General features: G+C 45.9%; 29 protein-coding genes. 26 read left to right on the top strand and 3 right to left on the bottom strand.

Features of this window, described 5'->3' with window-relative positions; translation table 11 throughout:
* Nucleotides 1-79: 79 nt before the first annotated feature.
* Together PRUB_RS10895 and PRUB_RS10890 are read right to left on the bottom strand one after the other, a co-directional pair.
* The gene (locus PRUB_RS10895; protein WP_010385567.1) at nucleotides 80-1,276 is read right to left on the bottom strand and encodes a hypothetical protein; all 1,197 of its coding nucleotides are present in this window, start codon (nucleotides 1,274-1,276) and stop codon (nucleotides 80-82) included.
* Nucleotides 1,276-2,322 carry a nucleoid-associated protein gene (locus PRUB_RS10890; protein ID WP_010385568.1) on the bottom strand — a complete coding sequence of 349 codons (1,047 nt, stop codon included), beginning with the start codon at nucleotides 2,320-2,322 and terminating at the stop codon, nucleotides 1,276-1,278. The genes PRUB_RS10895 and PRUB_RS10890 overlap by 1 nt, the downstream gene beginning before the upstream one ends.
* 461 nt (nucleotides 2,323-2,783) lie before the next feature.
* Here PRUB_RS10890 and PRUB_RS10885 point away from each other — a divergent pair, with 461 nt between their 5' ends.
* Together PRUB_RS10885 and PRUB_RS10880 are read left to right on the top strand one after the other, a co-directional pair.
* On the top strand, nucleotides 2,784-3,062 hold the full coding sequence (locus PRUB_RS10885) for a hypothetical protein (RefSeq protein ID WP_155946425.1): 279 nt from the start codon (nucleotides 2,784-2,786) through the stop codon (nucleotides 3,060-3,062).
* 81 nt (nucleotides 3,063-3,143) lie between these two features.
* Nucleotides 3,144-3,596, top strand: coding sequence for a hypothetical protein (locus tag PRUB_RS10880; protein ID WP_242065238.1), 453 nt, complete (start codon nucleotides 3,144-3,146; stop codon nucleotides 3,594-3,596).
* A gap of 303 nt (nucleotides 3,597-3,899) precedes the next feature.
* On the opposite strand, the gene PRUB_RS10875 is transcribed toward PRUB_RS10880, so the two are convergent.
* Nucleotides 3,900-4,298: a helix-turn-helix domain-containing protein gene (locus PRUB_RS10875; RefSeq protein WP_081694385.1), complete on the bottom strand. Its 399-nt coding sequence runs from the start codon at nucleotides 4,296-4,298 to the stop codon at nucleotides 3,900-3,902.
* Nucleotides 4,299-4,429: 131 nt separating this feature from the next.
* Here PRUB_RS10875 and PRUB_RS10870 point away from each other — a divergent pair, with 131 nt between their 5' ends.
* From PRUB_RS10870 to flgK, 24 genes are all read left to right on the top strand, one after another.
* Nucleotides 4,430-4,717 (top strand): helix-turn-helix domain-containing protein, encoded by a 288-nt coding sequence (locus PRUB_RS10870; RefSeq protein ID WP_010385574.1) that lies wholly within the window; start codon nucleotides 4,430-4,432, stop codon nucleotides 4,715-4,717.
* Between the two features lie 56 nt (nucleotides 4,718-4,773).
* Nucleotides 4,774-5,148, top strand: a complete 375-nt coding sequence (locus PRUB_RS10865) for a hypothetical protein (protein ID WP_010385576.1) — start codon at nucleotides 4,774-4,776, stop codon at nucleotides 5,146-5,148.
* On the top strand, nucleotides 5,141-5,626 hold the full coding sequence (locus tag PRUB_RS10860) for a hypothetical protein (protein ID WP_010385578.1): 486 nt from the start codon (nucleotides 5,141-5,143) through the stop codon (nucleotides 5,624-5,626). The genes PRUB_RS10865 and PRUB_RS10860 overlap by 8 nt, the downstream gene beginning before the upstream one ends.
* A 9-nt stretch (nucleotides 5,627-5,635) precedes the next feature.
* Entirely contained in the window at nucleotides 5,636-5,809 is a 174-nt protein-coding gene (locus PRUB_RS10855) for a hypothetical protein (RefSeq protein WP_155946423.1), read from the top strand.
* Nucleotides 5,806-6,066 (top strand): hypothetical protein, encoded by a 261-nt coding sequence (locus PRUB_RS10850; RefSeq protein ID WP_010385580.1) that lies wholly within the window; start codon nucleotides 5,806-5,808, stop codon nucleotides 6,064-6,066. The genes PRUB_RS10855 and PRUB_RS10850 overlap by 4 nt, the downstream gene beginning before the upstream one ends.
* The gene (locus PRUB_RS10845) at nucleotides 6,063-6,371 is read left to right on the top strand and encodes a MarR family transcriptional regulator (protein WP_010385582.1); all 309 of its coding nucleotides are present in this window, start codon (nucleotides 6,063-6,065) and stop codon (nucleotides 6,369-6,371) included. Before PRUB_RS10850 ends, PRUB_RS10845 begins: the two co-directional genes overlap by 4 nt.
* 5 nt (nucleotides 6,372-6,376) lie before the next feature.
* Nucleotides 6,377-7,300 carry a hypothetical protein gene (locus tag PRUB_RS10840; protein ID WP_010385584.1) on the top strand — a complete coding sequence of 308 codons (924 nt, stop codon included), beginning with the start codon at nucleotides 6,377-6,379 and terminating at the stop codon, nucleotides 7,298-7,300.
* A complete protein-coding gene (locus PRUB_RS10835) occupies nucleotides 7,297-9,081 on the top strand; it encodes a DDE-type integrase/transposase/recombinase (RefSeq protein WP_010385586.1) in 1,785 nt (594 codons plus the stop codon). The genes PRUB_RS10840 and PRUB_RS10835 overlap by 4 nt, the downstream gene beginning before the upstream one ends.
* A gap of 4 nt (nucleotides 9,082-9,085) precedes the next feature.
* Nucleotides 9,086-10,228, top strand: coding sequence for an ExeA family protein (locus PRUB_RS10830; RefSeq protein ID WP_155946422.1), 1,143 nt, complete (start codon nucleotides 9,086-9,088; stop codon nucleotides 10,226-10,228).
* 2 nt (nucleotides 10,229-10,230) lie between these two features.
* A complete protein-coding gene (locus PRUB_RS10825) occupies nucleotides 10,231-10,449 on the top strand; it encodes a hypothetical protein (RefSeq protein WP_010385590.1) in 219 nt (72 codons plus the stop codon).
* A complete protein-coding gene (locus PRUB_RS10820; protein WP_010385591.1) occupies nucleotides 10,442-11,077 on the top strand; it encodes a DUF3164 family protein in 636 nt (211 codons plus the stop codon). The genes PRUB_RS10825 and PRUB_RS10820 overlap by 8 nt, the downstream gene beginning before the upstream one ends.
* Nucleotides 11,078-11,085: 8 nt before the next feature.
* Nucleotides 11,086-11,730: a gp16 family protein gene (locus tag PRUB_RS10815; RefSeq protein WP_010385592.1), complete on the top strand. Its 645-nt coding sequence runs from the start codon at nucleotides 11,086-11,088 to the stop codon at nucleotides 11,728-11,730.
* The gene (locus PRUB_RS10810) at nucleotides 11,723-12,121 is read left to right on the top strand and encodes a Mor transcription activator family protein (RefSeq protein WP_010385593.1); all 399 of its coding nucleotides are present in this window, start codon (nucleotides 11,723-11,725) and stop codon (nucleotides 12,119-12,121) included. Before PRUB_RS10815 ends, PRUB_RS10810 begins: the two co-directional genes overlap by 8 nt.
* Nucleotides 12,114-12,317 (top strand): hypothetical protein, encoded by a 204-nt coding sequence (locus PRUB_RS10805; protein ID WP_010385594.1) that lies wholly within the window; start codon nucleotides 12,114-12,116, stop codon nucleotides 12,315-12,317. The genes PRUB_RS10810 and PRUB_RS10805 overlap by 8 nt, the downstream gene beginning before the upstream one ends.
* A gap of 1,730 nt (nucleotides 12,318-14,047) precedes the next feature.
* Nucleotides 14,048-14,458 (top strand): flagellar basal body rod protein FlgB, encoded by a 411-nt coding sequence (gene flgB / locus PRUB_RS10800; RefSeq protein WP_010385596.1) that lies wholly within the window; start codon nucleotides 14,048-14,050, stop codon nucleotides 14,456-14,458.
* A gap of 2 nt (nucleotides 14,459-14,460) precedes the next feature.
* Complete coding sequence (gene flgC / locus PRUB_RS10795; RefSeq protein WP_010385597.1) at nucleotides 14,461-14,892, top strand: flagellar basal body rod protein FlgC; 432 nt, start codon at nucleotides 14,461-14,463, stop codon at nucleotides 14,890-14,892.
* 15 nt (nucleotides 14,893-14,907) lie between these two features.
* The gene (locus PRUB_RS10790) at nucleotides 14,908-15,585 is read left to right on the top strand and encodes a flagellar hook assembly protein FlgD (RefSeq protein WP_010385599.1); all 678 of its coding nucleotides are present in this window, start codon (nucleotides 14,908-14,910) and stop codon (nucleotides 15,583-15,585) included.
* 37 nt (nucleotides 15,586-15,622) lie between these two features.
* On the top strand, nucleotides 15,623-16,975 hold the full coding sequence (gene flgE, locus PRUB_RS10785; protein ID WP_021032942.1) for a flagellar hook protein FlgE: 1,353 nt from the start codon (nucleotides 15,623-15,625) through the stop codon (nucleotides 16,973-16,975).
* A gap of 116 nt (nucleotides 16,976-17,091) precedes the next feature.
* Nucleotides 17,092-17,856, top strand: a complete 765-nt coding sequence (locus tag PRUB_RS10780; RefSeq protein ID WP_010385603.1) for a flagellar basal body rod protein FlgF — start codon at nucleotides 17,092-17,094, stop codon at nucleotides 17,854-17,856.
* An 18-nt stretch (nucleotides 17,857-17,874) separates the two neighbouring features.
* Nucleotides 17,875-18,663 (top strand): flagellar basal-body rod protein FlgG, encoded by a 789-nt coding sequence (gene flgG, locus PRUB_RS10775; RefSeq protein WP_010385605.1) that lies wholly within the window; start codon nucleotides 17,875-17,877, stop codon nucleotides 18,661-18,663.
* 15 nt (nucleotides 18,664-18,678) lie between these two features.
* A complete protein-coding gene (gene flgH, locus PRUB_RS10770; RefSeq protein ID WP_010385607.1) occupies nucleotides 18,679-19,368 on the top strand; it encodes a flagellar basal body L-ring protein FlgH in 690 nt (229 codons plus the stop codon).
* Nucleotides 19,369-19,379: 11 nt separating this feature from the next.
* Nucleotides 19,380-20,474, top strand: coding sequence for a flagellar basal body P-ring protein FlgI (locus PRUB_RS10765; RefSeq protein WP_010385608.1), 1,095 nt, complete (start codon nucleotides 19,380-19,382; stop codon nucleotides 20,472-20,474).
* Between the two features lie 102 nt (nucleotides 20,475-20,576).
* On the top strand, nucleotides 20,577-21,542 hold the full coding sequence (gene flgJ, locus PRUB_RS10760; RefSeq protein ID WP_010385610.1) for a flagellar assembly peptidoglycan hydrolase FlgJ: 966 nt from the start codon (nucleotides 20,577-20,579) through the stop codon (nucleotides 21,540-21,542).
* A gap of 1 nt (nucleotide 21,543) precedes the next feature.
* Nucleotides 21,544-23,556, top strand: a complete 2,013-nt coding sequence (gene flgK, locus PRUB_RS10755; protein WP_010385612.1) for a flagellar hook-associated protein FlgK — start codon at nucleotides 21,544-21,546, stop codon at nucleotides 23,554-23,556.
* The last annotated feature ends 2 nt before the right edge of the window (nucleotides 23,557-23,558 follow it).

Here is a 23,558-nt window from a genome sequence, read left to right as displayed (position 1 = left end):
GTGCACTCCGGCAAACAAGGTGTTTGTGACAGAGTGCCCCGAGGCTAGTTGGATGTATTTTAAACTAGATTAATAAATTCTACGCGTAGGCTTTACAGAATAGAAACAGGGTGAGGCCAAATAAAACGAGTGCTGCAAATATCGCGAAACCAAGTTTTATGCAGACTTTGGTATATGCACTATCAATTCTATCTTTGGCTTCTTGAATTTTTGTGGCCTCCTCTTCAAAGCTACCTTTAAGTTCATCAAATACCTCAGAATACTCCGATTTATGAACTTTTAAGACTTCGAACTGATCAATCAGGCTAACAACCAACAAAATTACAAGTAAAGCAACAGTGATAAGGACCGTTAGATTTTTTGCAAATGGCATACTTTCAAGCCCACCTGTTGGCATTTGATTTATTTGGGTTGTTGCAAACCAAATACCAGCTGGGAGTGATAGCAATTTGGTAGCCATAGTATTGAAAACTTCATGAATGTCGCTGATGTATTCTGTCTTTTTTTCAAGGTACTCCTTCCTTACCTTGTCAAACGTGTAGCTTTCCACGTAACTTTGATAGCTTAAAAGAACATTAGAAACCAAGGAGCTCATGTGCTGGATTAGATAGCTAAATCTTTGCTTTATATCGATGTCCTTTAAAAAGCTGACTAGCTCTTTACATATCAAGCAAGCAATCGCCTCTTGGTGCAAATCTTTCTTCATGAGCTTTTCTAGCGCATCAAGGTCGATCGGGTGAGTAAGATCTGATTCTGTGAGAGTAAATTCGAAACTAAGAGGGCGCTCATAAAAAATCGTCTTGTCTCCCCCCTCTGTTGATTCGGCCAGTTCTTTTATAAATTTGTACGCTTCACTAAGTTTCAGGTAATTTATGTATTGTGCATCCGTACTACCGGGTGACAGTAAAATAGATGAATCTGTGAAAAAAATATGCTTTACTGGTTTTTTTACCTTCGTTTCATCTTTTAGTAAATCAGACCAGCTAGCACAAACAACTGAATCCGGTTTAATATAAGTCTTAGACAGTTCGACTTCAAACACACAGTCTTGAAAGTTGGCGGGTATTAGCGTGCCTAAGTTAGCGCTTCCTCTAGGCTTACCATCTTTGGTGAAATCATAAGAGCCCGAGGTTATGCCTTCATCACAAAGAAACACAAGGTCTTTTTCCAGCTCAGGAGTAATAGAAAGAAAGCCTGTAAATTCGTCATGGCTTGCTTTTCTATCTTTGAGTGCTGAAAACACCCTGGCATAAACCTCGGTAATGTGTGGTTGCATTAGTCTTCTACGTTATTTTCTTCTAAAAGCTCTTTTTCAATTGCTTCACGTAATGAGTTAGGGATCTCATTGAAAGTTAGCTGCTTCCGCTCTAAATCATATTTTACAACGGTATTTAGCTTTTCTCTATCAAAGCTGATGGAAATACCTTTTCCAGAACCAGAGAGCTTTTTATACCGTTTTAGCTCTGTTGAGTCGATAGCCAAATCTTCAGGAAGGTCATATTCCTGCCTAGCTTGCTGCGCAAATTCATCAGCTCTATCAGGGAATACGTGGTTAGAAACATGGCTAAGTTTCACTGGTTCACCTGCTTTCTGTCTTTCCTTTACGTAATCATGTGCCTGCGTCACTTTTTGAGAAGCAACATCATCATTCATGCCGCAAGTATTTTTGGCAAAGTCTTGAATAGCCTTTTTTAGTTGTTTGGTTTCTCTTTTCGCTGCTTCTTTATCGCGTTGACAACCTATAAACTTTTCGAAATATTCCCTAAGCTCTGTCGCTCGACCTGTTTTAAATCTTATATATCTAGAGGTTAGAGCGTCTTTCCATTGTGTCAGGTTGATAGCTGCACCAAGGTGTAGCTTATTGAGTTCCAGTATTTCACTTGCTACTACATCAAGGTCGACTGATACGTCTATGCCTTCGGTTTTTTTAACCACTGCCACACCTAACCAATCATCATGATTCCTTTCGTACTGATAAAAAATCAGATAACCACCTTTAACAGAATGAAGCTGGTCACCAACAATAATAGCTTCATAACGATTTGCAAGTGCCTGCGTCAAATCTACAAAATTGCTACAATTGCAATCGTCATCGTAGAAGTCACGCAATTTCTGCTCAAATACAGGAGTTGCATTGTTATCTCCATCTACGCCAAATTCGCCTATGTTGAGGTGCGCGTTAGAAAATAACTCCAGTAATCCATCAGTAAGTTGCTTTGTAAGCCCGTCGGTGTTGTTTTCATGATCTCGAAGTTGCTTGGTTAGCCTTTCGCCATCTTTATCACGTTTTACTACGTGAATTATTACGTGTTTTATTGCCATGTAGTACCTGTTGAGAGTCTCGTTGGAGCAGCTTCGTTGATAAAGAGGAGAAGCATGTCCTTGCTTATTTTAACTAAGTCAAAATCAGGGGGGATTTTGCTATGAAAAATATCATAGCAAGTTCTTTAGATAACTCAAAAATATTTATAAGTCATCAAGTTGTTAACAAATCAGGTTTTAGAACTACGCTCTAGCAGTTTGATTGGTTAATAAAAAGAGCATTTAAAAACCTAGTAACATCTCAGAAATACTCAATAAATTTACCTAAAAAGTTAACGTTGAGGGTATACTTTAGAAAAAGGTTTATGTTACCTTTAGGTTAATGGAATTGTAGCCAGCACTAGCAGCCAGGGATTTGCGAGTTGCCTCCCATTTATTTTTTAATGATTCTTAAACCAGTTTAAAAGTCATTGCTTTCATTCCTGCTAAGCTGTGTTTACTTTTTCAAAAGGAGTAAATACATGAAATTAAGAACGTTATCTTACAAAGCAATTCCTTCGAAGTTGCTCGGTAGTGTTTATGGTGCTGTGACGGGGGGAGGTGACCGAGGTGGGGATCCCACCCAAGCAAGCAAAGTTAAACAAACCTCGCGTTATACAAATAGTGATGACAGAGGTAAAAACCTTCTATGTGAATTTGAAGCTGCTCGGATTTCAGGAGGAAATGGAAGCGGTAATGACCCTACCAAGCCTTACAGAAGAGCAATCAAAGTCACTGATTTAGGTAGTTCCGGTGGTTAGTACTCTGGTGGTATTTTGATGTTTGCCAATTATGTTGATGAATTACATAACATAAACACATGGATCTGGTGCCTATCGCTCGTGGCACCAATCTTAATGTTTAGTAAAAGGCTTGGTTCCAGGTCTTACTATATTACAGCCGTGACTTGGTTAATTACCCAATTCATAAACCTCAGAATCGAAAGTTATTTGTTTGCCTTATCCAAGGAAGCAGGATTCATTTTTTGGTTTGGAAGCTGGGCAACAATAGATGCCATAAGTATTACACTTATCTACGCATTTCATGTGCAGTTGAAGGCAAAAGTAGAGTTTGAAGCCATGAGCGTGATGATCGCCTATGCTTTCTTAGGTTTGGTACAAATCGTCTACTATTTTGATGCTGTAGTGATGCAAACACGTATCTTTGAAAGTGCTTATCAAATCGCTATAAATACAGGGAATGTAGTTATAACTCTCATACTTACACTTCCGCTGTGCAAAGCTCTATATAAACATGTCCGAAATACAGTAGCTAGAAGAGGCGAGGCTTCGTAATGGGGAGTATATTATATTTATCGTTTCTCGTTGCCTGGATCAGTATCTTGCTACTCAAAGCTTCTGTATTGAGAGGTGCTGACAGGGTTGCATTTGAACCTCGGGAGAACAATTCAGAGAATCGGAGTCAATTGAACGATTTTATCCGAGAAAGAGAATCTATTGAGAGTATTTCAGATGTAACACTAAAGTATGAAGCTCTGATGGAATGGAACGAGCGTTTCAATTTGTTTTTGGCTGAAGGTATTGCTGCAAGAAAATGCAATGGCTCACAGCATAACGTTGTAGATTTACTTCACTATACTAAGAAGCATTAGACTGATCGGACGGCTCACTTTTGATGTCGTCTAGTTCAATATTTGATACCTTTGAAATTGTAAACATAGCCATATTGACTAAAGCTTCAACTTCAACTGAATCCGACTTCGTTAATAGACCCAACTCACCAGTATTGAACAAAAACGTAGTAATTGCTTTCTCAAGATCCTCAGTGGAAACGCCAGTATTTTCTGAGCTTCCTCTTTTTCCTGTAACTACATAGCTAATATCAAAGCCAAGTCCAGCAAGCTCTGCGAGCTTATCTGATGGAATTGATTTCCCACTTTCCCAACGAATATAAGTGCCTTTAGACGCGTGTATAAAATCATACACTTCGCGCTGACTAAGACCCAATCGCTCTCGTTCGAGTTTTAAATAGTTCAATTTATTAAACCGATAAAGTTTGACAGGTTTAATAAATTAAACCTATACTTATCTCAACTTAAACCAAACCCCTACATTCCAACGATTCGCCAAAATCACAATGTAAGGGTCAACCAAAACGGTAATGTACTATGAAAGCACATGAAATTAAACCTATGAGCGCAGATCAAATTAAGCAAGCGCTCTCTAAAAAGGGCTATTCGCTTAGTGTTATGGCTGAAGCCATTGGTGTTTCGCTCACAGCCGTCTCTGGCGTGATCAGTCGTCAAACCCAGTCTTTGCGCATTGCAGAGGCAATAGCCAAAGTTCTGGGCAAGCCCGTCGGAGAAGTATTTTCTGATTGTCCGCACTATGTTTCTCCCCGTAAGCACCGCCGTCAGGATCAGGTGCAGGCCGTTCAACAGCTACTGGCCTCGTAAGGGCTGAGTAACCAACTAATCAGTAACTGAGTTACCGACCTTACAGGAGCCACACAATGAAGCTGATCACGTTTTACATAGCACAAAGCTATCAGCGCCAACAAAGCCGCGTTTTGTTGTTGGTAGAGCCTGTTTACATACACCCGACGTTCAATATGCCTGTACTGGCCAAGCGCCAGGAGCAGAGTTCGCAATGCCCGTGCGCTCACAGGTTTAATATATTGAACCGGTTTGTCGTCTACACACAGCCACTCAAGCAAGTTATTAAACTGATGGTTATAAAAGCTGGTTTGCATGGTTTGATCCTCTGTACTGGCGATGATCAAATACTAGCCAGCCAGGTGGGACAAAGTGAAGTTCCAAAAAAACTGAATTTTTGGAACGGCAAAACCCCTGCTACAGCATTGCAAAATGGAGGCGATTATGACTAAGCCTAAACGCCGCCAATGGAGCCGGGTTGTAGCGCGCAGTTTGCCGGAAGCCTTGCAGCTGTGTAAGGAGCACGCGCAGGCTACACGGAATATGAGCGTACCACGCATTGCAGACAGAACCGGTGTAAGCCCCGATATGTTGTACAAGTATCTGGGTAATGGCGATATGCCTGCCAGTTTGTTGATCCCCTATATGGCCGCAACTGGGCGTGAATACCCATTGCAGTACATGGCACACAGTCTGGATAAGCTGGTGGTTGATATGCCCAAGGGTAAAAAGCCCAGCATGCCAACGCTGAGCCATCTAAACCAGTTTGCTAACCAGGTGATCGGTATGACGATGCAGCTGGAAGCAGGCAATGGCAACGCGCAGCATGTTGCTGAACAGATTGTGCTGCTGATGCAGGATCTGGCCTATCACAAGCTCGAAGCTGAACAGCTCGACGAACCACAGCAATCCCTCGACCTACTGAATTAACGGAGCCAAATGATGACACTCAAAGACACCGATCTGCCTAAAAACCAGCATCGCAGTCAAAAATCCATTGCCTGGCTGGGTAAGCAGGCTACGCCGCAGGGGCCAAAAACCGTGCACTTAATGACGATGGACCAGCTAAAAGCCATGGCCGCAAGCGCCGCTGTTCAGGAGTACAGATCATGAGTTTACTAACAACCCCCGTAGACATTGCACACATAGATGTCATGGATTCACGCCCGCTGATTTACTGCCAGTGCTGCCGCAGTTATGAACACGCGTGCCAGAGCGGTGCAACGGCCAAAATGTGGCAGCAAGCTGCCACCTACGTTGGCTGGCGACATGTACGCAGCGAGCATTTTGATCTCGATGTGGTGTGCCCTGAGTGTGTTGCAGCATTTCATCAGCCAGTTAAGCGCTGGGGACCCAGGAAAGCAGTATGAGTGACCAATATATCTCGCCCCAGGTGCAGCGTACATTAAAGGCGCTGACCCTGATGGCTGGCAATGAAGTTGAGGGTATAGAGCCAAAGCAATTGGCAGCGGCGCTGGAGACCAGCAACGCTGATGTAACGCGAATACTGGCCAACCTGGTAAAGGCCGGGTTTGCCGAGCGGCTGCCAAAAAATGATAAACGCTGGCGGCTTAGTAAGGCGCTGGTACAGCTTAGTAATACGGTAGATCACAATTTTACTAACGCACTGCGTGAGCTACAGCAAGAAGCGATTAATTACAGAGTACTGGGGTAATAACGATGACAGATACACACATTACACCCGAACAGGAAAAAGCCCTGATTGAAGGCAAAGAAATTCTGGCGTCTAAGCAGGACGCTTTGCTGCAACTGGGCCAGATCCAGGCATTTAATTTTATCGGAAAACTCGTCACCGTGACGGAATTGAAGATAGTACAGCAAATTAAAGATTCCAAGAGTTACAAGGGCTTAACGTACCATGATGAAAATGGAAAAGTCGTCACAGTGACGACTTGGGAAGAGTGCTGCAAACATATTCTGAATACTGATTGCCAGAATATAGATCGGCGACTTGTAAACCTTCAGCAGTTTGGGGAAGAGTTTTTTGAAGCTGCCCAAAACATGAAATTGGGCTACAACGACTTACGCGTCTTGCGCCAGTTGCCTGAAGACGACCAGGCGCTAGTGATTGAGTCTGAAGCCGTTGAAGCGGGTGATAAAGATGCTGTTAAGCAGCTGATTGATGACCTCAAAGCCAAGCATCAAAAAGAGGTAGATGATTTGCGCCAGGAAGTGCTGGCAAATGATTTGATGCTGGATGCAAACCGCAAATTGAATAATGAAAATGTGAGGGAGAACCAGCAATTAAAGGAGCTGCTGCACCAGAGAAAGTTTTCGCCTGAAAAATGGAAAGGCGATGTTAAAGACTTTTTTGAAGTAAATGCTAAGGCGAATACGCAGATCCTGGAAGGGTTTAGCCAGTTGCTTGTATTGAATGAGCAGCTAGAAACTATGGAGCTGGACGAGCAAACCCGGCATGTGGCGACGTCGGCGTTTTACTCAGACACCAAGCAGCTGTTGCAGGAATTGGCGCATGTTTGGAACCAGTTACAGAGCAGCCTGGGCCACCTGGACGAAGTAAAACCCAGTGGTGAATGGTTGCAGGAACTGGGCTTTGACGGTGCCGAAGAGGTGCTGGTATGAGTGACTTAACCATAGTGTATTGGGGCGAGAAGCTGAAGAACGCCAGACACGGGCAAAAAGGCGATATTTTGAAGGAGGCCTGTGGTGCACTGGCTGTTAGCAAGGACGCATTATACCGGCGATTGAAAAAAGCGGGGTTTGACAGCGGTAAAGCCAAGCGGCGGGATGCTGGTACAACGGCCATGAGTAAAGAAGCCATTGATTTGATGGTGTCGATACTGAATTTGTCGGTTCGTGAAAATGGCAAGCGAGTAATGAACGTGCCCGTGGCAGCCAGCATTTTGGCTGAGAATGGCTACGACTGCCTGAGCCCTAGCCAGATAAGCCGGGTACTGGCTAAGCGCCAGGCCAGTATAAAACAGCTGGATAAAGCCAAGCCACACAAGCAATTACGCAGCCTGGGCCCAAACCATGTGCACCAGGTGGACCCCTCATACTGTTTGTTGTACTACCCGCCAGGGCGGCGCAAAGGTGTACGGCAAAAGTTTATGAATGATGGCGACTTTTATGCAAACAAGCCTGAAAACATAGAAAAAATTAAGCACCTGCGCGTATGGCGTTACGTAATGACAGACCATTTTAGCGGTGCTGTAAGGGTTAAATACTATGAAGCCGCAGGCGAGAACCAGGCTAATCTATTTGATTTTTTGATGTGGTGCTGGCGGCAGCAAGATAACTCGGAAATTATGGGGCCGTGTGAGCAACTGCTGTGGGACAAAGGCAGTGCGAATACCTCTGGCGCTATCAAGAATGTACTGAAAGCGTTGAAAGTAACCCCGATAGAGCACAAAGCAGGCAGTCCGCGTGCCAAAGGCTCGGTGGAAAATGGCAATGACCTGGTGGAAACCCAGTTTGAAAGCCGTATTTTACTGGAGCCTGTTAACAGTGTCGAGGAGCTTAATGAAAGCGTGTTGGCATGGCAGCGTGCATTTAATGCCAACAAAATTAAGGGCCAAAACTGCCTGCACTCCCGGCACAAGCGCTCCCGCCTTGATGTATGGCTGATGATCTATCAGCCGGAGTATCGCCACAGGCTGCGCGCGTTGCCAGGCGAGCAGACATGCCGCTTGTTGCTTACCAAAGACACCGAAACCCGCAAGGTTAAAGGTGATTTAACGGTGACTTATCGCCATCCGGTTACTAAGTGCCAGATGACCTATGACTTGAGTGAAGTTGAGTACATCAGTAACGGGATCACCGTGGAAGTTAGCCCGATCATTGTGGGCAACTCACCGGATTTACTCGTGGGTATTAAAACACCACTGGACGAAACTGTTTATCACCAGATTGAGCCCGTTGAGTTTGATGCCGTGGGCTTTCGAATGGACGCCCCTGTTATTGGTGAAAACTACGACCAGCATGTAGACACCCCAACCGAAACAGCAACAAAAGATGCTGATCGCCTTGCCTATCCTGGTATGAATGACGAGCAAATACAGAAAGCCAAAAAGGATAAGGCTGTGCCGTTTGATGGTCAGTTGAATGCGCACTCCTACTTGAAAGAAGTGGTGCATGAAACCCGGATCACGCCAACAGGTGAATCCATTACTCCAGATAGCGCGGTTGCTGCTCAGATAGCGGAGGCTCCCAAGAATAAAGGACGGGTCATTGACGAAATAGATTTGCGAATTGCGGTTGCCAGCCGACTGGGCCGTCAGTTACGACCAGCCGAGATTGACTGGCTGGCTACCAAGAGTGTTGTTGAATCGGAAGTTAATAACGTAGTGGAACAACTGCAACTGGGCGTAGCACAAGCGCCGGTGCTGAAGATAGCGAGATAGTGATTTGAGAATTACAAAGCTTAGCCATGTGATTGAAGTACTGGGAGTTAAGCAAGCCCACATAGTGAAACAAATAAAAGAAAGAGGACACAGTTTTAGTAAAGCCAGTTTAAGCCGTGTAACTACGCAGGCTGAATGGCCAAAAACATGCGATAAGGCAGCCATTGAGGCTGCAATCACTGACATTTTGCGAGATGCAGGAGCCAATCCGGAGCAGCTAACTGAGCTGTTTACCTGGTACGAGCCCAAACCGCAAAACCCTGAAGTTGACTATGAAGAACCGGAGCCAGAAATGTTAACCGTTGCAGCCAAACAGTTTTTTAAAATGCGCAGAGACCCGTTTGAAAATGAGATTAACAGTGAAGAGGATGTGTTTTTAGTGGAGTCGCACCGCGTGATACTGGAAGACATGCTCAGTGCGGCCAGTGCAGGCAGCATGATCGCGTTGTGTGGTGAGTGTGGCAGCGGTAAGACGATTATTCGCCGCCGTTTTATTCATCAGATCCAGCAAGACCACCCGGATGTCATTCTGATCCAGCCAGCCAGGCTGGACCGGCGAAAAATTACCGCTGAATCCATCTCAACTGCTATTTGCCGCGCGTTACAAATAAAGCACCGTCCCAGTGCTGAAGAGCGGGACGCTGCAATTGAGGACGCATTAATTGAAAGCTCTAACAACGGCCACTTGCACCTGATGGTGATAGATGAAGCGCACGACCTGAGTGCCGATGTAATTAAGTTGCTTAAGCGTATCTGGGAGCTGACCCATGGGTTTCGCCGCGTAATGGGCATTGTACTGATTGGCCAGTCGGAATTACGCAAGAAGCTATCCGGGCAGAATGTGCGCGAATTTACCTGGCGCTGTAACCAGATCCAAATGCAGCCGCTGGGTGTACATGTGCCAGCTTATTTGCGTCACAAGTTTGCCCGAGTGGGATTAGATGCCGATGCAGTGTTTACGGAAGATGCGATCAGCGCTTTACGTGGTAAATGCCATGCACGGGTTCGCCAGGGAATAGCCCTGGACGATACCGATTTAGACCGGTCATATCCGCTCAGTATTAATACCTGGACAGCTAAGGTGATGAACCTGGCGGCGCAAATTGGTGAGAGCAAGATCACCGAAAAACTGGTTCATAAGGTGTAGTTATGGAGCATGTACAAGTACAGATCACAGGTGTGGCAATGGTCACATTTACCCACACGGTTACGCTCCCCAAGGTAGAGGCTCAGACCGTATTGAGCGATGACAACCAGATGCAACAGCTACTGGCCAAGCACCATGATGTGCAGGTTGACCAGTGGCAAAACGTGTTTGGCCAGCGCGAACAAGTTCTAAGATCAGATGTAAGGAATAACCATGAGTGAAGTAACCCCTAATAAAGAAGAACGAACATTTTTGCTTAATGCCAGAGGGTTTGAAGTGCCGATGGATAAGGTCCCTGAACAGGATGTGCTGAAAAACGATCTGGTGGATAGTTTTATTGCTGAAGCGAAAGCGTTGTCTGAGTTACATGGTGAATTCAAAAGTCGTGTGTTCAAAGACGTAAACACTTTTATTGCTGAGCTGGCTGCAAACTACAACACAGAGCTGGGTGGTGTGAAAGGTAATGTAACACTTACTAGCTATGACACCCGCCGAAAAGTTGAAGTAGGTGTGGCTGACCAGATCACTTTTGGGCCTGAAATTAATGTAGCAAAGGAGCTGATTGATCGTGTGATAAACGAAAAGCTAGCTACATTGGGCGACGATACTTTATTGCAGCAAGTAACACAGGATGCGTTTTCAACGAACAGCGAGGGCAACTATAACAAAGCCCGAATAATGGCACTACGCAAGTACCGTATGGCCAGTGACAGTGACGACTGGAGCGCCGCAATGCGAGCTCTTGACGATGCAATCATTTTATCGAGCACTAAGACTTATGTTCGCTTTTACGAGCGAAATGCCCAGGGCGGGTGGATACAGATCCCGCTGGTAAGTAAGTCGTTATAGGAGGCGTTATGAAACTGAGTAAATCAAGGCTGATCCAGTTAATCCACGTGGGCAAAGGCAAGCTGCAATGGGATGACGGCTTTTACCGTGAAATCCTGGTGTATTGCACCGGTAAAGACAGCTGCTCAAAAATGCATGTTGGTGAGCTGAACACCGTTCTGGATTACATGAAAAGCAAAGGCTTTAAGGTGATAACTAAAAAGCGTGCCGGTAAGGGGCGCAATTCTCCGATTACCCGCGATAAGGATCAAAAAACGCCACTCGATAAGTTGCGCCAGACCTGGATTGCCATGAAAAGCCGTGGCTATCTGAGAGACGGATCAGAACAGGCACTGTTGAACTGGAGTATATCGCAAGCAAAGCGGTTGAATAAGGGCGTAGCGGTTGAGCGCCTGGAGTGGCTCCAGCCAACCATGCTACACACTCTTATTGAGCAGCTTAAAGGTTGGTATCAACGTGAAATGAGTAGTGAGCTGAAAGACCTGGTGCCAGATCTACGCGCGTTGCCACTGAGCGACCAGGAACAATACGAGGCTCAAAGCACAGTTTATGGTCACGGCAGTTTTAGCAAGTGCAATGTTGAGCAGCTCGAAGCCGCGCTTGCCTTTATTGGCGTGATGCTGGGCCGCTATGAGGAGGCAACCAATGGCTGAACAGTTCGGCAAAGGCAGTGAACGCGGTATAGGTATGCTACTGGCTATTTTTGAGGTCGTTACTCGTGGTGTTGCTGATGTTGTTGGTCCGGAGAAGGCTGGAGAGATAGGCCGCGAAGCCGTAGACCGGGTGCGCCACACATTTGGTGGCGAGAACGTTTATGTGTGCAAGGGCATATCTCTGGACACGATTTTAAAGCACAACAGAATCTGGAGCGAATTTACTGGAGACAACCACGTAGAACTGGCAAAGAAATATGGTTATTCGGTCCAGTGGGTATACGAGATTGTACGCACTATGGATAAGCTGAAGAAAGACGAAGTTCAGGGAGACCTGTTCGACAGTAGCAAAGGCCAAGGGCCAAGCGATCAATGGGGGATGTATGAATAAAGTAGCTAAAGAAAAAGCCATGGCTGCAATTGCACCAGAATCCATAGCCGGTTACTTAAATCAATGTAGGTGTGAATCCTTTGATGATGTGAACGTTGCACTTCAACATTTAATTGACGCAGCCCTGGAAACTCAACAGGCCTATCAAAACCATCCTGAAGCTCTAAAAGCCCAGACAGTACCAACAATAAACTAGCCATATTAAGGCAAAAGCGGCGAGAAATTATGACCGCCGCTGATTTTCAAATAATGAAAACGTTTTTAATATATTGTCCCACTCAATCCCGTAACGTCTCGGATATTCCCGGAGTTTTCGCACAATACCGTAGTTAGTTTTCGTACATTGGATCATCAGGCAACACTGAGAAAGGGGTTTAACAAGATCCTGCATCGAGTGCGGGATGACGACGCAGTGGCTGCTGGTTAGCGAAGGAGTTAGTGCTAGGCTGAATAGACCTGATAAGACCACTGAAAAGGGTTGTAGGCTGAATAGACCTGATAAGACCACTGAAAAGGGTTGTAGGCTGATCCTATGGGATGAGCTTTTTCTGAAGAGACCGCAACAACTTTCCAATTTCGCAGTCCACACTATCTTCATCCTACACTTGATGCGGGAACTGCTGACAGGCCAAACGGTGGATATGAATGACACGTCGACCTGGCAATCACTCAAGTGCTGGGTCATTCAATCCACGCGGTTGAATTCGCAACACTTGTGCGCGTTTTGCCTGAGGCTGTTTCTGAGTCTCTAATGGTAGCGAGCAGTTAAATACAGTAGTAAGTCATGCATGGAAGCATAGAAGTGGGGGTGCAATTCTTACTGTCACAGAAATGACTAGGAGGCGGCAAAGCACCACAGATCTGAGGTGTTACAAGTTCTGGTACTGTTTTTAAGTCTGCAGATAAACTTTTGACCTGCTTTTTATTAAGTTTCAGCTTCATTGTTTTTCCTTGCAAAGTATAGTTAGTGGCGTGTTTAAAAAATGTACAGGTGGTTTTCACTTTTGGCAATGCTTTTTATCAATACACCTGAATTTCACTATGAGCAAGGCTGGCAATATCGAGCACTCTTCACATATGCGATACAACCCCAGGCGCTATCTTATACCAATTTCACTTAATACTTGTTCTATTTAAAAGAGTAAATATGACGCTAACGGCGTCAAAAATTTCTCATTTAGAACCTTATACCTTAGACATAGGTTCACAAATTTTTGCCTCGTCTACATGGATGTAGGTGTTTCAGCGCTAGCAGGACACAGGAGCGGTGTTATCAACTCTATTTTCTCGCCTCAAAATAGAACACTTAATTCAGCAAATTGGTATTACAGAGTCGCACTCTATGGGCCTTCGCTGGTTTCTAGCTGCGTGAGCTGCTATTTGGCAACGAAATCGTCATTATAAGCTCTCTGTACCCCTGAGGCTTATTGGTTAAAAACATTGAGGGGCGGCAAGAGTACGTCGTTTTATAAAATGAGAAGATGCAATAATTCGTATCTCTGGCCGGTTTAAAGTGTAAATGAACCTTCTAGCTCACTACTTAATGAGCCAACTTGGGTCTCATTATCGCCTGGACTGTTGAGCTTAGATAGAGGTGAAAAAAACATCTGATACTGCTTGTTGGTATTCAGCGTAATGTCTGGTTTCTGGCGTTCAAAGGTTGTACTTTCCTCAACCGCAAATCCCACAACTTTCTCTTACGGTATCATATATCGTAGAGCTGTAGCCGGTTTTACCCTTTAGGTTTGGCTCTAAAGTAGATTTAAAACTATATGATTAATATAAAGAAATTAGCCAGCGCTGTGGTTTAGTCTCTTACTAGATATCGTGTACTGGTTGTATCGGCAATGCGGCAATTTTCCGCCACTCAAATATTGGCCTCATTCTTGCTTTTATCTCATCAAGTCAATTTTTTGGAGTCGGGTTATGGCAATTAGTTTTGATAAAGCGTTGGGGGTTCATCCTCACACTATGCTGATCCGCTCTCAGCGTGCTGAAATTTTAGCAAGTAATATAGCCAATGCAGATACCCCTGGATATAAAGCTAAGGATATCGACTTTGGCCAGGCTTTTAAAGCGGCAAAATCGGCACAGCTAAGCGGCAATAAGATGGTCAGAACCAATGAGAAGCATCTTAGTGGTGGGACTCAGTTAAACAATGGTATTGAACAATATCGTACGCCAAATCAAGCAGATACAGGTGATGGTAACTCTGTGGATATACAAGTGGAACGAAACTTGTATGTACAAAATGCATTAGAGTACCAAGCTAGTTTGAATTTTTTATCTGGTAAATTTAAAGGGCTGAAGAAAGCCCTGAGTGGTCAAGGTGGCTAATCATGAGTTTATATAATGTTTTTGATATAGCGGGTTCAGGCATGAGCGCCCAGAACGTCCGTTTGAACACGACCGCCAGTAATATTTCCAATGCAAACAGCGTCAGTTCTAGTCAGGATAAGGTGTATAGAGCTAGGCACCCAGTTTTCGCTGCCGAGTTAAACAAGGCTGCGGCAGCTCACCCGAATACCATGGGGTCTTCGGTTGGAGTGAAAGTACTGGGGATCGTAGAAAGCGATAAACCACTGCAGGTTGAGTACAACCCCAACCATCCAAGTGCTGACAAAGACGGGTACATCTATAAGCCAAATGTGAATGTGGTTGAAGAGATGACAAACATGATCTCTGCATCGCGTTCGTACCAAACGAATGTTCAGGTAGCGGATGCCGCTAAGCAGATGCTTAGCAAAACCTTGCAACTTGGTCAGCGCTAAGTGGGAGTATAGCCAATGAGTAACGAAGTCAATTCAGCAACCTCGACCTATGTCGATTCATTGCGTTGGCCTGACAAACAGGTTCCGACAGAAAAGAATGACGAGTTGAAGCAGGAGGATTTCTTTGCGTTATTGACTCAGCAGTTATCTTATCAGGACCCGAGTAAGCCGGCTGATAATGATCAGATGATTGCACAAATGACAAACTTCACCATGGCTGAGGGTATTTCTGACCTAAACACGAAGTTTGAATCATTGGCTGATTCTATGACCTCGAATTCTGCTTTGCAGGCGTCGACTTTGATCGGTAAGAAAGCGCTACTGGAATCAGACACAATTGAGCACGGCCCGGACATGCAGTCGCGTGGTTCGATCATTGTGACCGAGCCAGTAGAGCAACTGACGGTCAGTATCCTTAACGACAAAAACGAGCTGGTTAGAACCATAGATCTCAAAGATCAAAATGCTGGTGCAGTTCGCTTTGATTGGGATGGTAAAAACACCGATGGTGATGTGTTACCGCCCGGAGATTACACAATAAAGGCTGAGGGTTCCGTAAATGGTAAGTTTACCGCCTTGCCTACAGCGACGTTCAGAAACATTGAAAGCGTCAATGTCAATGGTGCAAGCGGCATCGTTATCAACACTAAAGCGGGTGCCGTGCGGCTTACTGACGTCGCGGAATTAGCCTAATTAAAAAGATTTAACCTTAATCGCAAGAGGTGAGAGTATGAGTTTCAATATTGCATTAACTGGTTTAGCTGCGGCTCAGAAAGACCTGGATACCACAGCTAATAATATCGCTAACGTTAATACGACGGGCTTTAAGGAATCGCGTGCTGAATTTGCATCTGTGTATGCATCTTCCGTTTTTAGCGCTGGTAAGACAAAAAATGGTGATGGTGTGCAAACCACTATGGTTGCGCAGCAGTTTCACCAGGGGTCTCTGAACTTTACTCAGAACTCGCTGGACCTGGCGATTACGGGTGAAGGTTACTTTGCGATGAGTGAAGAGTTGGGCGCTCAGGACTTCACTTACTCCCGTGCAGGTGCCTTTAAACTCAATAAAGACAATTTCATCGTTGATGCACAGGGTAATTTTTTACAGGGCTTCCCTGTTGACCCAAGTACTGGTGATACGACTTCAATCAGTTTGAGTACATCATCAGCACTGCAAATTCCTGATGCATCTGGTTCGCCACGCGCAACCACCAGTGTGTACTCATCTTTCAACCTGGATTCACGTGCCTCGGCACCTACGCTGGCATTCGACCCAACAGAGAGTGCAACTTATAACAGTTCAACTTCAACGACAATTTACGATAGTTTGGGTGAGCCTCATATTTTGCAACTTTACTTTGTAAAAGAAGATCCAGCTACCAACCCCAATGAGTGGCAGGTGTATGCAACACTGGATGGGACACAGTTTAATACCTCAGGTGCCTCTGGTGCACCACTTGAGCCAATCACTGAGTTCCAATTTGACCAAAATGGTTTGCCGGCCACGACAGGTGACCCTCAGGTGGCTAACACTGGCACAACCTTTAACTCGTTTGCAATCCCAGCGGGCGCAGGTGCTGGTTTATCAAACCTGTTAACAAACGGCGCAACATTCCCAAGTAACGTGGAAATGAACTGGCGTGACGAGGCAAACACCTCAAACAAACTGCCTACTCAGTTCGCTAGCCGTTTTGAGGTTAAAGCGCTTGAACAGGATGGTGCCACAACGGGCCGACTGGCGGGGATTGACATCGGCACTGATGGTAAGATTGTTGCGTCATATAGTAATGGTGACTCCACGTATTTGGGTCAGGTTGCTATGGTACGTTTCTCTAACTCGCAGGGCTTGCAGCAAGTGGGTAATACTGGATGGAAAAAGAGTTTAACATCAGGTGAGCCTATTGCGGGGGAGCCTGGTTCCGGAACATTGGGTTCAATCAACTCCTCAGCATTGGAGCAGTCCAATGTTAACTTAACAAACGAGCTGGTAGACCTGATCAGTGCACAGCGAAACTTCCAGGCGAACTCGCGGGCACTGGAAGTCAACTCAACACTTCAGCAGAATATCCTGCAGATCCGATAATCAAATCCAATCACCTCTTAAGGCCGCATTTAGCGGCCTTTTCATTTTCTTGACGATCATCTTGGCATCTATATTGCTTTATTCAGTATAGATTGAACAATTTTTAGGTCGTTCCCATGGATAAAATGCTGTATGTCGCTATGTCAGGCGCCAAACAAAACCTGGTTGGTGTCGGGCTGAAGGCAAATAACCTGGCTAACGCCAATACTACCGGGTTTAAGGCTGATTTTGCTCAGGCTCGTTCAATGCAGGCATTTGGCGAAGGGCTACCGACCCGAGTGTTTGCGATGCAGGAGCGCCCGGGCACCATGATGACAGGTGGGGCCATTACTGAAACTGGTCGGGACCTGGATATTGCGGTAGATGAGAAATCCTGGATAAGCGTTGTAGACGCTGCAGGAGATGAGGCTTATACGAAAGTTGGCACACTGAACATCACCGCAGACGGGGCATTGGTTACCAGCCATGGTCGTCAAATTATTGGCGAAGGTGGGCCCATCATATTGCCACTGCCAGTAGAAAAAGTTGTGTTCAGTGATGATGGCTCGATTCAGGTGCGTCCTCAGGGAGCACCAGCCAACTTTTTAGAAGTGGTCGACCGGTTAAAAATTATTAGCGCAGACAATAGCAAACTTGAAAAAGGCAATGATGGTTTGTTCAGACCAAAAGAGGAGTTGCTCGAAGACGGTGTATGTGGATTTTGTGAAATTTCTCCTACCGCCAAAGTCATGAGTGGCTATTTAGAAATGTCTAACGTGAACCCGGTTCACGAAATGGTAGACATGGTAAATCTTCAGCGCCAGTTTGAAATGCAGATGAAGCTGATGAAAACAGCTGAAGAAATTGACGAGCGACACACTTCGCTCCTGCGTATCGTTTAAGAGAGTGAGGTATAGATTATGAACCCAGCATTATGGATCAGTAAAACCGGCCTAGATGCCCAGCAAACTGATATTTCGGTGATTTCAAATAACCTGGCGAATGCCAGTACCGTTGGCTACAAGAAAAGCCGCGCAATATTTGAAGACTTACTCTATCAAAATATTAACCAACCAGGCGGCCGTTCTTCTCAGGATACCGAGCTCCCATCGGGCTTGATGCTGGGTGCGGGTGCCAAGGTGGTAGCAAACCAGAAAAACTTTTCGCAAGGCAATATGCTGAGCACAGAGAACTCGCTGGACTGGATGGTTCAGGGACCGGGATTCTTCGAAATTCAGATGCCTGACGGCACCATTGCGTACACGCGAAATGGCCAGTTTACCACTGATGAAGAGGGGCGAATTGTTACCTCTGGCGCAGGCTTTCCGGTGCAACCTGAAATGAACGTTCCGGATAATGCAAATTCCATCACTATCTCTCAGGATGGTGAGGTTTCTGTCAGTATCCAGGGGGAAGCAGCCAATACAGTAATCGGTCAGCTGGTCATAAGCGATTTTATTAACCCGTCTGGTCTTGAACCAATTGGTCAGAACCTTTACACCGAAACTGCCGTCAGCGGTGCGCCAGTGCAGGGAAATCCGGGTGTTGAAGGACTTGGTTCTATTGTTCAGGGGGCGTTGGAAACTTCAAATGTTAATGTCACCGAAGAGCTGGTCAATCTGATTGAAACACAGCGGGTTTACGAGATGAACTCGAAAGTAATTAAGTCAGTTGATGAGATGCTTAGTTACATTAATCAGCAGCTTTAAAAGATTGGGGGTAGTATGGACAAGTTACGTACACTTGGCCTGTTAGCGGCAGGCTGTATAGCACTCAGTGGCTGTACAACAACGCAAAATAAAGATGTTAAGCGGGACGATCCTTACTACGCGCCCATGTATCCGGAAGCAGAAGCGGCGCCAGTCGTGCCAACAGGATCGCTGTTCAACGCTTATGCCAACGATCTGTACTCAGATAAAAAGGCGCTTCGCACCGGAGATATCATTACGGTAGTGCTACGAGAGTCGACTCAAGCTTCAAAAGCGGCCAATTCTAAGCTGGATAAAGACAGTGAAGTGGAAATCGACCCTATACTGGGATTAGGCGGCGCGGCAGTCAACTGGGGGAACAAAAGTATTCAGTTGGATGCAGGTTCTAATTCTTCATTCCAGGGCGATGCGCAGGCTAACCAGTCGAACAGCCTGATTGGTAACATCTCAGTCAACGTGATGCGGGTTCTGCCAAATGGTAATCTGGTGATCCGAGGTGAAAAATGGCTGACACTGAATACTGGAGAAGAGTTTATTCGTCTCGAAGGGCTTGTCAGACCGCAGGATGTGAATGCTGATAATACGGTAGAGTCAAATCGTATTGCCAATGCACGTATTCAATACTCAGGTAAAGGCGATACGCAGGAAGTGCAGAGTGCAGGTTGGCTGACTAAGTTCTTTATGAGCGCCATTATGCCATTTTGAGGAAGCAAACTATGAAATTACTTAATGTGCTCGTGCTAACTATGGCACTTATCGGCAGCCAGTTTGCGCAAGCAGAGCGTATCAAAGACGTGACCATGGTTGAGGGAGTTCGTTCAAACCAATTGGTTGGTTATGGTCTGGTAGTGGGCTTACCCGGTACAGGGGAGCAAACTCGCTTTACAGAGCAAAGCTTCAAGGGCATGTTAAACAGCTTTGGTATTACCATGCCTGCAAACCTTAAGCCGAAAATTAAGAATGTGGCAGCAGTGGCTGTTCATGCAGAGTTACCAGCTTTTGTGAAGCCTGGTCAAACTATTGACGTCACTGTGTCATCTATTGGTAGTGCGGGCAGTTTGCGTGGCGGAACTTTACTACAAACTTTCCTAAAAGGTGTGGATGGCAATGTGTATGCGATTGCTCAGGGCAGCATGATTGTCGGTGGCTTGGGTGCCGAGGGGCTAGACGGCAGCCGGGTCGTCATTAACACACCGACGGTTGGTCGTATTCCAAATGGTGGCACAGTTGAACGCGCAGTCAGAAGCCCATTCACTCAGGGAGATCACATTACTTTTAACCTAAATCGGCCCGATTTTACAACCGCTAAGCGTTTGGCCGATACTATTAATGATCTGGTTGGCCCACAAAGTGCGCACGCTATGGATGCTGCTTCTGTACGAGTCATTGCACCTCGCGACCCCTCTCAGCGTGTTGCTTACCTGTCGACTCTGGAGAACCTGGAGTTCACGCCGGCAGATACTTCAGCCAAGATTATCGTCAACTCACGCACAGGTACCATTGTTATTGGCAAAGAAGTGAAACTGCAGCCAGCTGCGATTACGCATGGTGGATTGACGGTGACCATTGCTGAACAAATGAATGTGTCTCAGCCGCAGCCTTTGACAGAAGGTGAAACCGTAGTGACGCGTCAAAGCATTGTCGATGTTGACCAGGACGATTCGCGGGCGTTTGTATTTGACCCCGGCTCGAGCCTGGACGATTTGGTCCGAGCAATCAATGCTGTGGGTGCAGCCCCTGGCGATTTGATGGCGATACTGGAGGCATTGAAAGAAGCCGGTGCAATACATGGTCAATTAGTCGTCATTTAATGCTTCTTTTATAATCAATTAGTTAGCCCCATTTTACGGGGCTTTTTTTTGGCTCAATAATTGCATTGTAATTGGTTATGTATATTGATGTGATTTCGAGCAATGAATACTGATCCGACTCGCAACCAAAGTTTCTATGACTTAACTGATCTGAACTCGTTAAGACAGGACGCACTAAAAAGTACCGGAGACGCCAATGCCTCTGAAGAAGCGTTGCGCAAAGCGGCTCAGCAGTTCGAGTCAATTTTCACTCAGATGATGCTGTCCAGCATGCGAAAGGCCAATGAAGTTCTGGAGGATAAAGATAGTCCGTTTAATTCCAGCAGCGTCAAATTTTATCGTGACATGCATGATCAGCAGATGTCTATGCAACTCTCCAGCGAGGGGAGTCTGGGTCTTGCTGATCTGATTGTGCAGCAATTGTCGCCTAATCGGGATGGGTATATGCCCAGCTCTGTACTGCGTACCGGCGCGGAGCTGCAAAGCGATCGAATAGCGAATGGTGAAGCCGGACAGCGCAAAGCAGAGCAACAGCCTGAAGTGGCCGAAAGTGCATCCAAAGAGGTGCAATTCGATGATCCTGAGTCATTTGTTAGTCAGCTCTGGGAGCATGCTAAGTCAGCAGCTGCCAAGATTGGTTTGAATCCAGCTGTGATGGTTGCTCAGGCTGCACTGGAAACAGGCTGGGGCAAGCACATCATTGCCCGCCAGGACGGTGAAAGCAGTTTAAACCTGTTTAACATAAAAGCCGATAAGCGCTGGCAGGGCGACAGTGCCAGTAAAATGACGCTGGAGTTTGAGCAAGGTTTGCCAGTGAAAAAGCAAGCGAACTTCAGAGCGTATGATTCGCTGAAAGATAGCATCAATGATTATGTCGATTTCCTGCAGTCCAATCCTCGTTATCAAGAGGCCTTAACTAAGACAGACAATCCGGACCAGTACCTGGATGCCCTACAACAGGCAGGGTATGCAACCGATCCAGATTATGCAGAAAAAATTAAACGTGTGTTGGACAGAGGAGAATTTCAGTCCATGTTGTCAGCGTCAGTGCATCAGGGAGTAAATTAAGATGTCATTTAATCTTATGAATATTGGTACTTCCGGGGTCAGGGCCAGCTCTGAATTACTCCAGACGACCAGTAAAAACATCGCAAACCTGAATACCAAAGGCTATGTCCGTGAGCGAACTGAACACACCACTATGGTCAACAACCAGGTGGGACGTGGCGAAACCGTGCGCTTGCTTAATGAGTTTGCTCAGAAGCAGCTTAACCGGGATCTTTCGAGTGAGGCTTATTACGAACAGTTTGTGACGGAAGCCACCCGGGTTGATACCTTGTTTGGTGAAGAGTCTAATAACCTGAATCAGAGCATCAACTCGTTGTTTAATAATATGCAAGAAGCGATGAACTTGCCTTCTTCAACGGTTGCGCGCTCCCTGTTTTTGACGGATGCCCAGAATTTAATAGATCAGATGGACCGGTTATCCGGTATCGTGTTTGATCAGAGCAATATCGTAAATGAGCAACTGTCGATTTATTCTGATGAGGCTAATAACCTGATCCAGAAGATCAGTGACATGAACACCCAAGTTGCGGCGCTCAATGGTAATAACAGCGATGGCAGTGGCAGCTCCTTGCTTAATCAACGAGATCAGGCCATCAGAGATCTGGCTGAATTGGTAGATATCGAAACCCTGGATGGCAGGAATGGTGAAAAACTCGTTTTTCTTGGCTCCGGGCAGTCTCTGGTCATGGAAAATGGCAGTTTTAATCTCTTCTCAATGGATGGCGACCCCGATCCGAACCATAAAACACTGACGTTGGATGTCACTGATGGTGCTGCTGTGGCGTTAGAGGTGGATCATGTCAGTCTCAGAGGGAAGATTGGCGGCCTGATGGCATTTCGTGATGACATACTGGTGCCAGCACAGACGCAGCTCGGTCAAATTGGACTATCGCTTGCTGATGCTTTTAACCAACAAAACCAATTGGGTATGGACCTAGATGGTAATCTTGGCGGGAACATATTCACGCTACCAACGGTTGGCGGATACCCGTATGAAAGCAATACCAGTACCGCACAGTTAACGGCTACGGTTGAGCCCGGTAAAGGAAAAGAAGTCCCGGCGACGGATTTCAGAGTCACTTATACCGCAGCAAACACCGTCGAAATTGCAGCGGTAGACAGTAAGGGCAATGTTCAGGGAACGCCTGTAACGGCAAACGTGATTGGTGGGGTGATAGATTCAAACTCCGTTGCGGCAGGTGTCGACATGTTTGGTTTGCAAATGAACCTGACAGGGACCGCCAATGTGGGCGATAGCTTCCTGGTTAAGCTTAACTCGGGAACTGCGGGGAATTTACAACTTGCAACTGATAGACCTGAAAGTTTAGCACTGGCTTCACCAATACGGACGGAGACTGCGGCCAGTAATGTGAGTACGGCAAACATCTCTGTAGGCTCTGTCACCGACACAGATCCTACTACGAGCAACTTTACAGCGGCACCACCGGGTTTGACCAATGGCACAATTACTCTGACTAAAACGGCAAACGCCAATGAATATCAGATTGTCGATGGCAATGGTACTAATACTTTTACCATTACACCGCCAGCTGAAAATTTGCTTGCCCAGGCGGGTGGTGCGTATGCCAGCTATGGCTTCGATTTTAATATTGAAGGGACGCCAGCGACGGGTGACACATTCACCATTGAGTTTAATACTGGCGGCTTTGATGATAACCGTAATGGCCTCGAGCTTAGTAAGTTACAAAGCGCGGAGCTGGTGCGTCAGAACGTGGTGACGACTGCAACCGCAGATAACCTGAAAACCTTTAATGAAGCGTATGCCGGTCTAGTGACGGAAATAGGTGTAGTGGCCAATCAGGCCAAAACCAATGGTGCGGCGTATGAAGCGTTGGCAGCCCAATCTGAAGCCTGGTATGAGTCTATGGCGGGCGTGAATTTAGACGAAGAAGCAGCAAATTTGCTTCGTTTTCAACAATCTTACTCAGCAGCGGCACAAGTTCTTACAGCAGCCAGAACTGTGTTTGAAACCTTATTAAGTGCGGCGAGGTAATT

The organism is Pseudoalteromonas rubra (assembly GCF_000238295.3).
Classification (GTDB): domain Bacteria; phylum Pseudomonadota; class Gammaproteobacteria; order Enterobacterales; family Alteromonadaceae; genus Pseudoalteromonas; species Pseudoalteromonas rubra.
Note: the sequence above shows the minus strand (reverse complement) of the source record. Positions and strands in the feature narration are given on the sequence as shown.

Excerpts from the sequence above, each read along its gene's own strand:
- PRUB_RS10895 (WP_010385567.1), bottom strand. The coding sequence starts at position 1,276 with ATGCAACCACACATTACCGAGGTTTATGCCAGGGTGTTTTCAGCACTC.
- PRUB_RS10890 (WP_010385568.1), bottom strand. The coding sequence starts at position 2,322 with ATGGCAATAAAACACGTAATAATTCACGTAGTAAAACGTGATAAAGAT.
- PRUB_RS10885 (WP_155946425.1), top strand. The coding sequence starts at position 2,784 with ATGAAATTAAGAACGTTATCTTACAAAGCAATTCCTTCGAAGTTGCTC.
- PRUB_RS10870 (WP_010385574.1), top strand. The coding sequence starts at position 4,430 with ATGAAAGCACATGAAATTAAACCTATGAGCGCAGATCAAATTAAGCAA.
- PRUB_RS10865 (WP_010385576.1), top strand. The coding sequence starts at position 4,774 with ATGAAGCTGATCACGTTTTACATAGCACAAAGCTATCAGCGCCAACAA.
- PRUB_RS10860 (WP_010385578.1), top strand. The coding sequence starts at position 5,141 with ATGACTAAGCCTAAACGCCGCCAATGGAGCCGGGTTGTAGCGCGCAGT.
- PRUB_RS10855 (WP_155946423.1), top strand. The coding sequence starts at position 5,636 with ATGATGACACTCAAAGACACCGATCTGCCTAAAAACCAGCATCGCAGT.
- PRUB_RS10850 (WP_010385580.1), top strand. The coding sequence starts at position 5,806 with ATGAGTTTACTAACAACCCCCGTAGACATTGCACACATAGATGTCATG.
- PRUB_RS10845 (WP_010385582.1), top strand. The coding sequence starts at position 6,063 with ATGAGTGACCAATATATCTCGCCCCAGGTGCAGCGTACATTAAAGGCG.
- PRUB_RS10840 (WP_010385584.1), top strand. The coding sequence starts at position 6,377 with ATGACAGATACACACATTACACCCGAACAGGAAAAAGCCCTGATTGAA.
- PRUB_RS10835 (WP_010385586.1), top strand. The coding sequence starts at position 7,297 with ATGAGTGACTTAACCATAGTGTATTGGGGCGAGAAGCTGAAGAACGCC.
- PRUB_RS10825 (WP_010385590.1), top strand. The coding sequence starts at position 10,231 with ATGGAGCATGTACAAGTACAGATCACAGGTGTGGCAATGGTCACATTT.
- PRUB_RS10820 (WP_010385591.1), top strand. The coding sequence starts at position 10,442 with ATGAGTGAAGTAACCCCTAATAAAGAAGAACGAACATTTTTGCTTAAT.
- PRUB_RS10815 (WP_010385592.1), top strand. The coding sequence starts at position 11,086 with ATGAAACTGAGTAAATCAAGGCTGATCCAGTTAATCCACGTGGGCAAA.
- PRUB_RS10810 (WP_010385593.1), top strand. The coding sequence starts at position 11,723 with ATGGCTGAACAGTTCGGCAAAGGCAGTGAACGCGGTATAGGTATGCTA.
- PRUB_RS10805 (WP_010385594.1), top strand. The coding sequence starts at position 12,114 with ATGAATAAAGTAGCTAAAGAAAAAGCCATGGCTGCAATTGCACCAGAA.
- flgB (WP_010385596.1), top strand. The coding sequence starts at position 14,048 with ATGGCAATTAGTTTTGATAAAGCGTTGGGGGTTCATCCTCACACTATG.
- flgC (WP_010385597.1), top strand. The coding sequence starts at position 14,461 with ATGAGTTTATATAATGTTTTTGATATAGCGGGTTCAGGCATGAGCGCC.
- PRUB_RS10790 (WP_010385599.1), top strand. The coding sequence starts at position 14,908 with ATGAGTAACGAAGTCAATTCAGCAACCTCGACCTATGTCGATTCATTG.
- flgE (WP_021032942.1), top strand. The coding sequence starts at position 15,623 with ATGAGTTTCAATATTGCATTAACTGGTTTAGCTGCGGCTCAGAAAGAC.
- PRUB_RS10780 (WP_010385603.1), top strand. The coding sequence starts at position 17,092 with ATGGATAAAATGCTGTATGTCGCTATGTCAGGCGCCAAACAAAACCTG.
- flgG (WP_010385605.1), top strand. The coding sequence starts at position 17,875 with ATGAACCCAGCATTATGGATCAGTAAAACCGGCCTAGATGCCCAGCAA.
- flgH (WP_010385607.1), top strand. The coding sequence starts at position 18,679 with ATGGACAAGTTACGTACACTTGGCCTGTTAGCGGCAGGCTGTATAGCA.
- PRUB_RS10765 (WP_010385608.1), top strand. The coding sequence starts at position 19,380 with ATGAAATTACTTAATGTGCTCGTGCTAACTATGGCACTTATCGGCAGC.
- flgJ (WP_010385610.1), top strand. The coding sequence starts at position 20,577 with ATGAATACTGATCCGACTCGCAACCAAAGTTTCTATGACTTAACTGAT.
- flgK (WP_010385612.1), top strand. The coding sequence starts at position 21,544 with ATGTCATTTAATCTTATGAATATTGGTACTTCCGGGGTCAGGGCCAGC.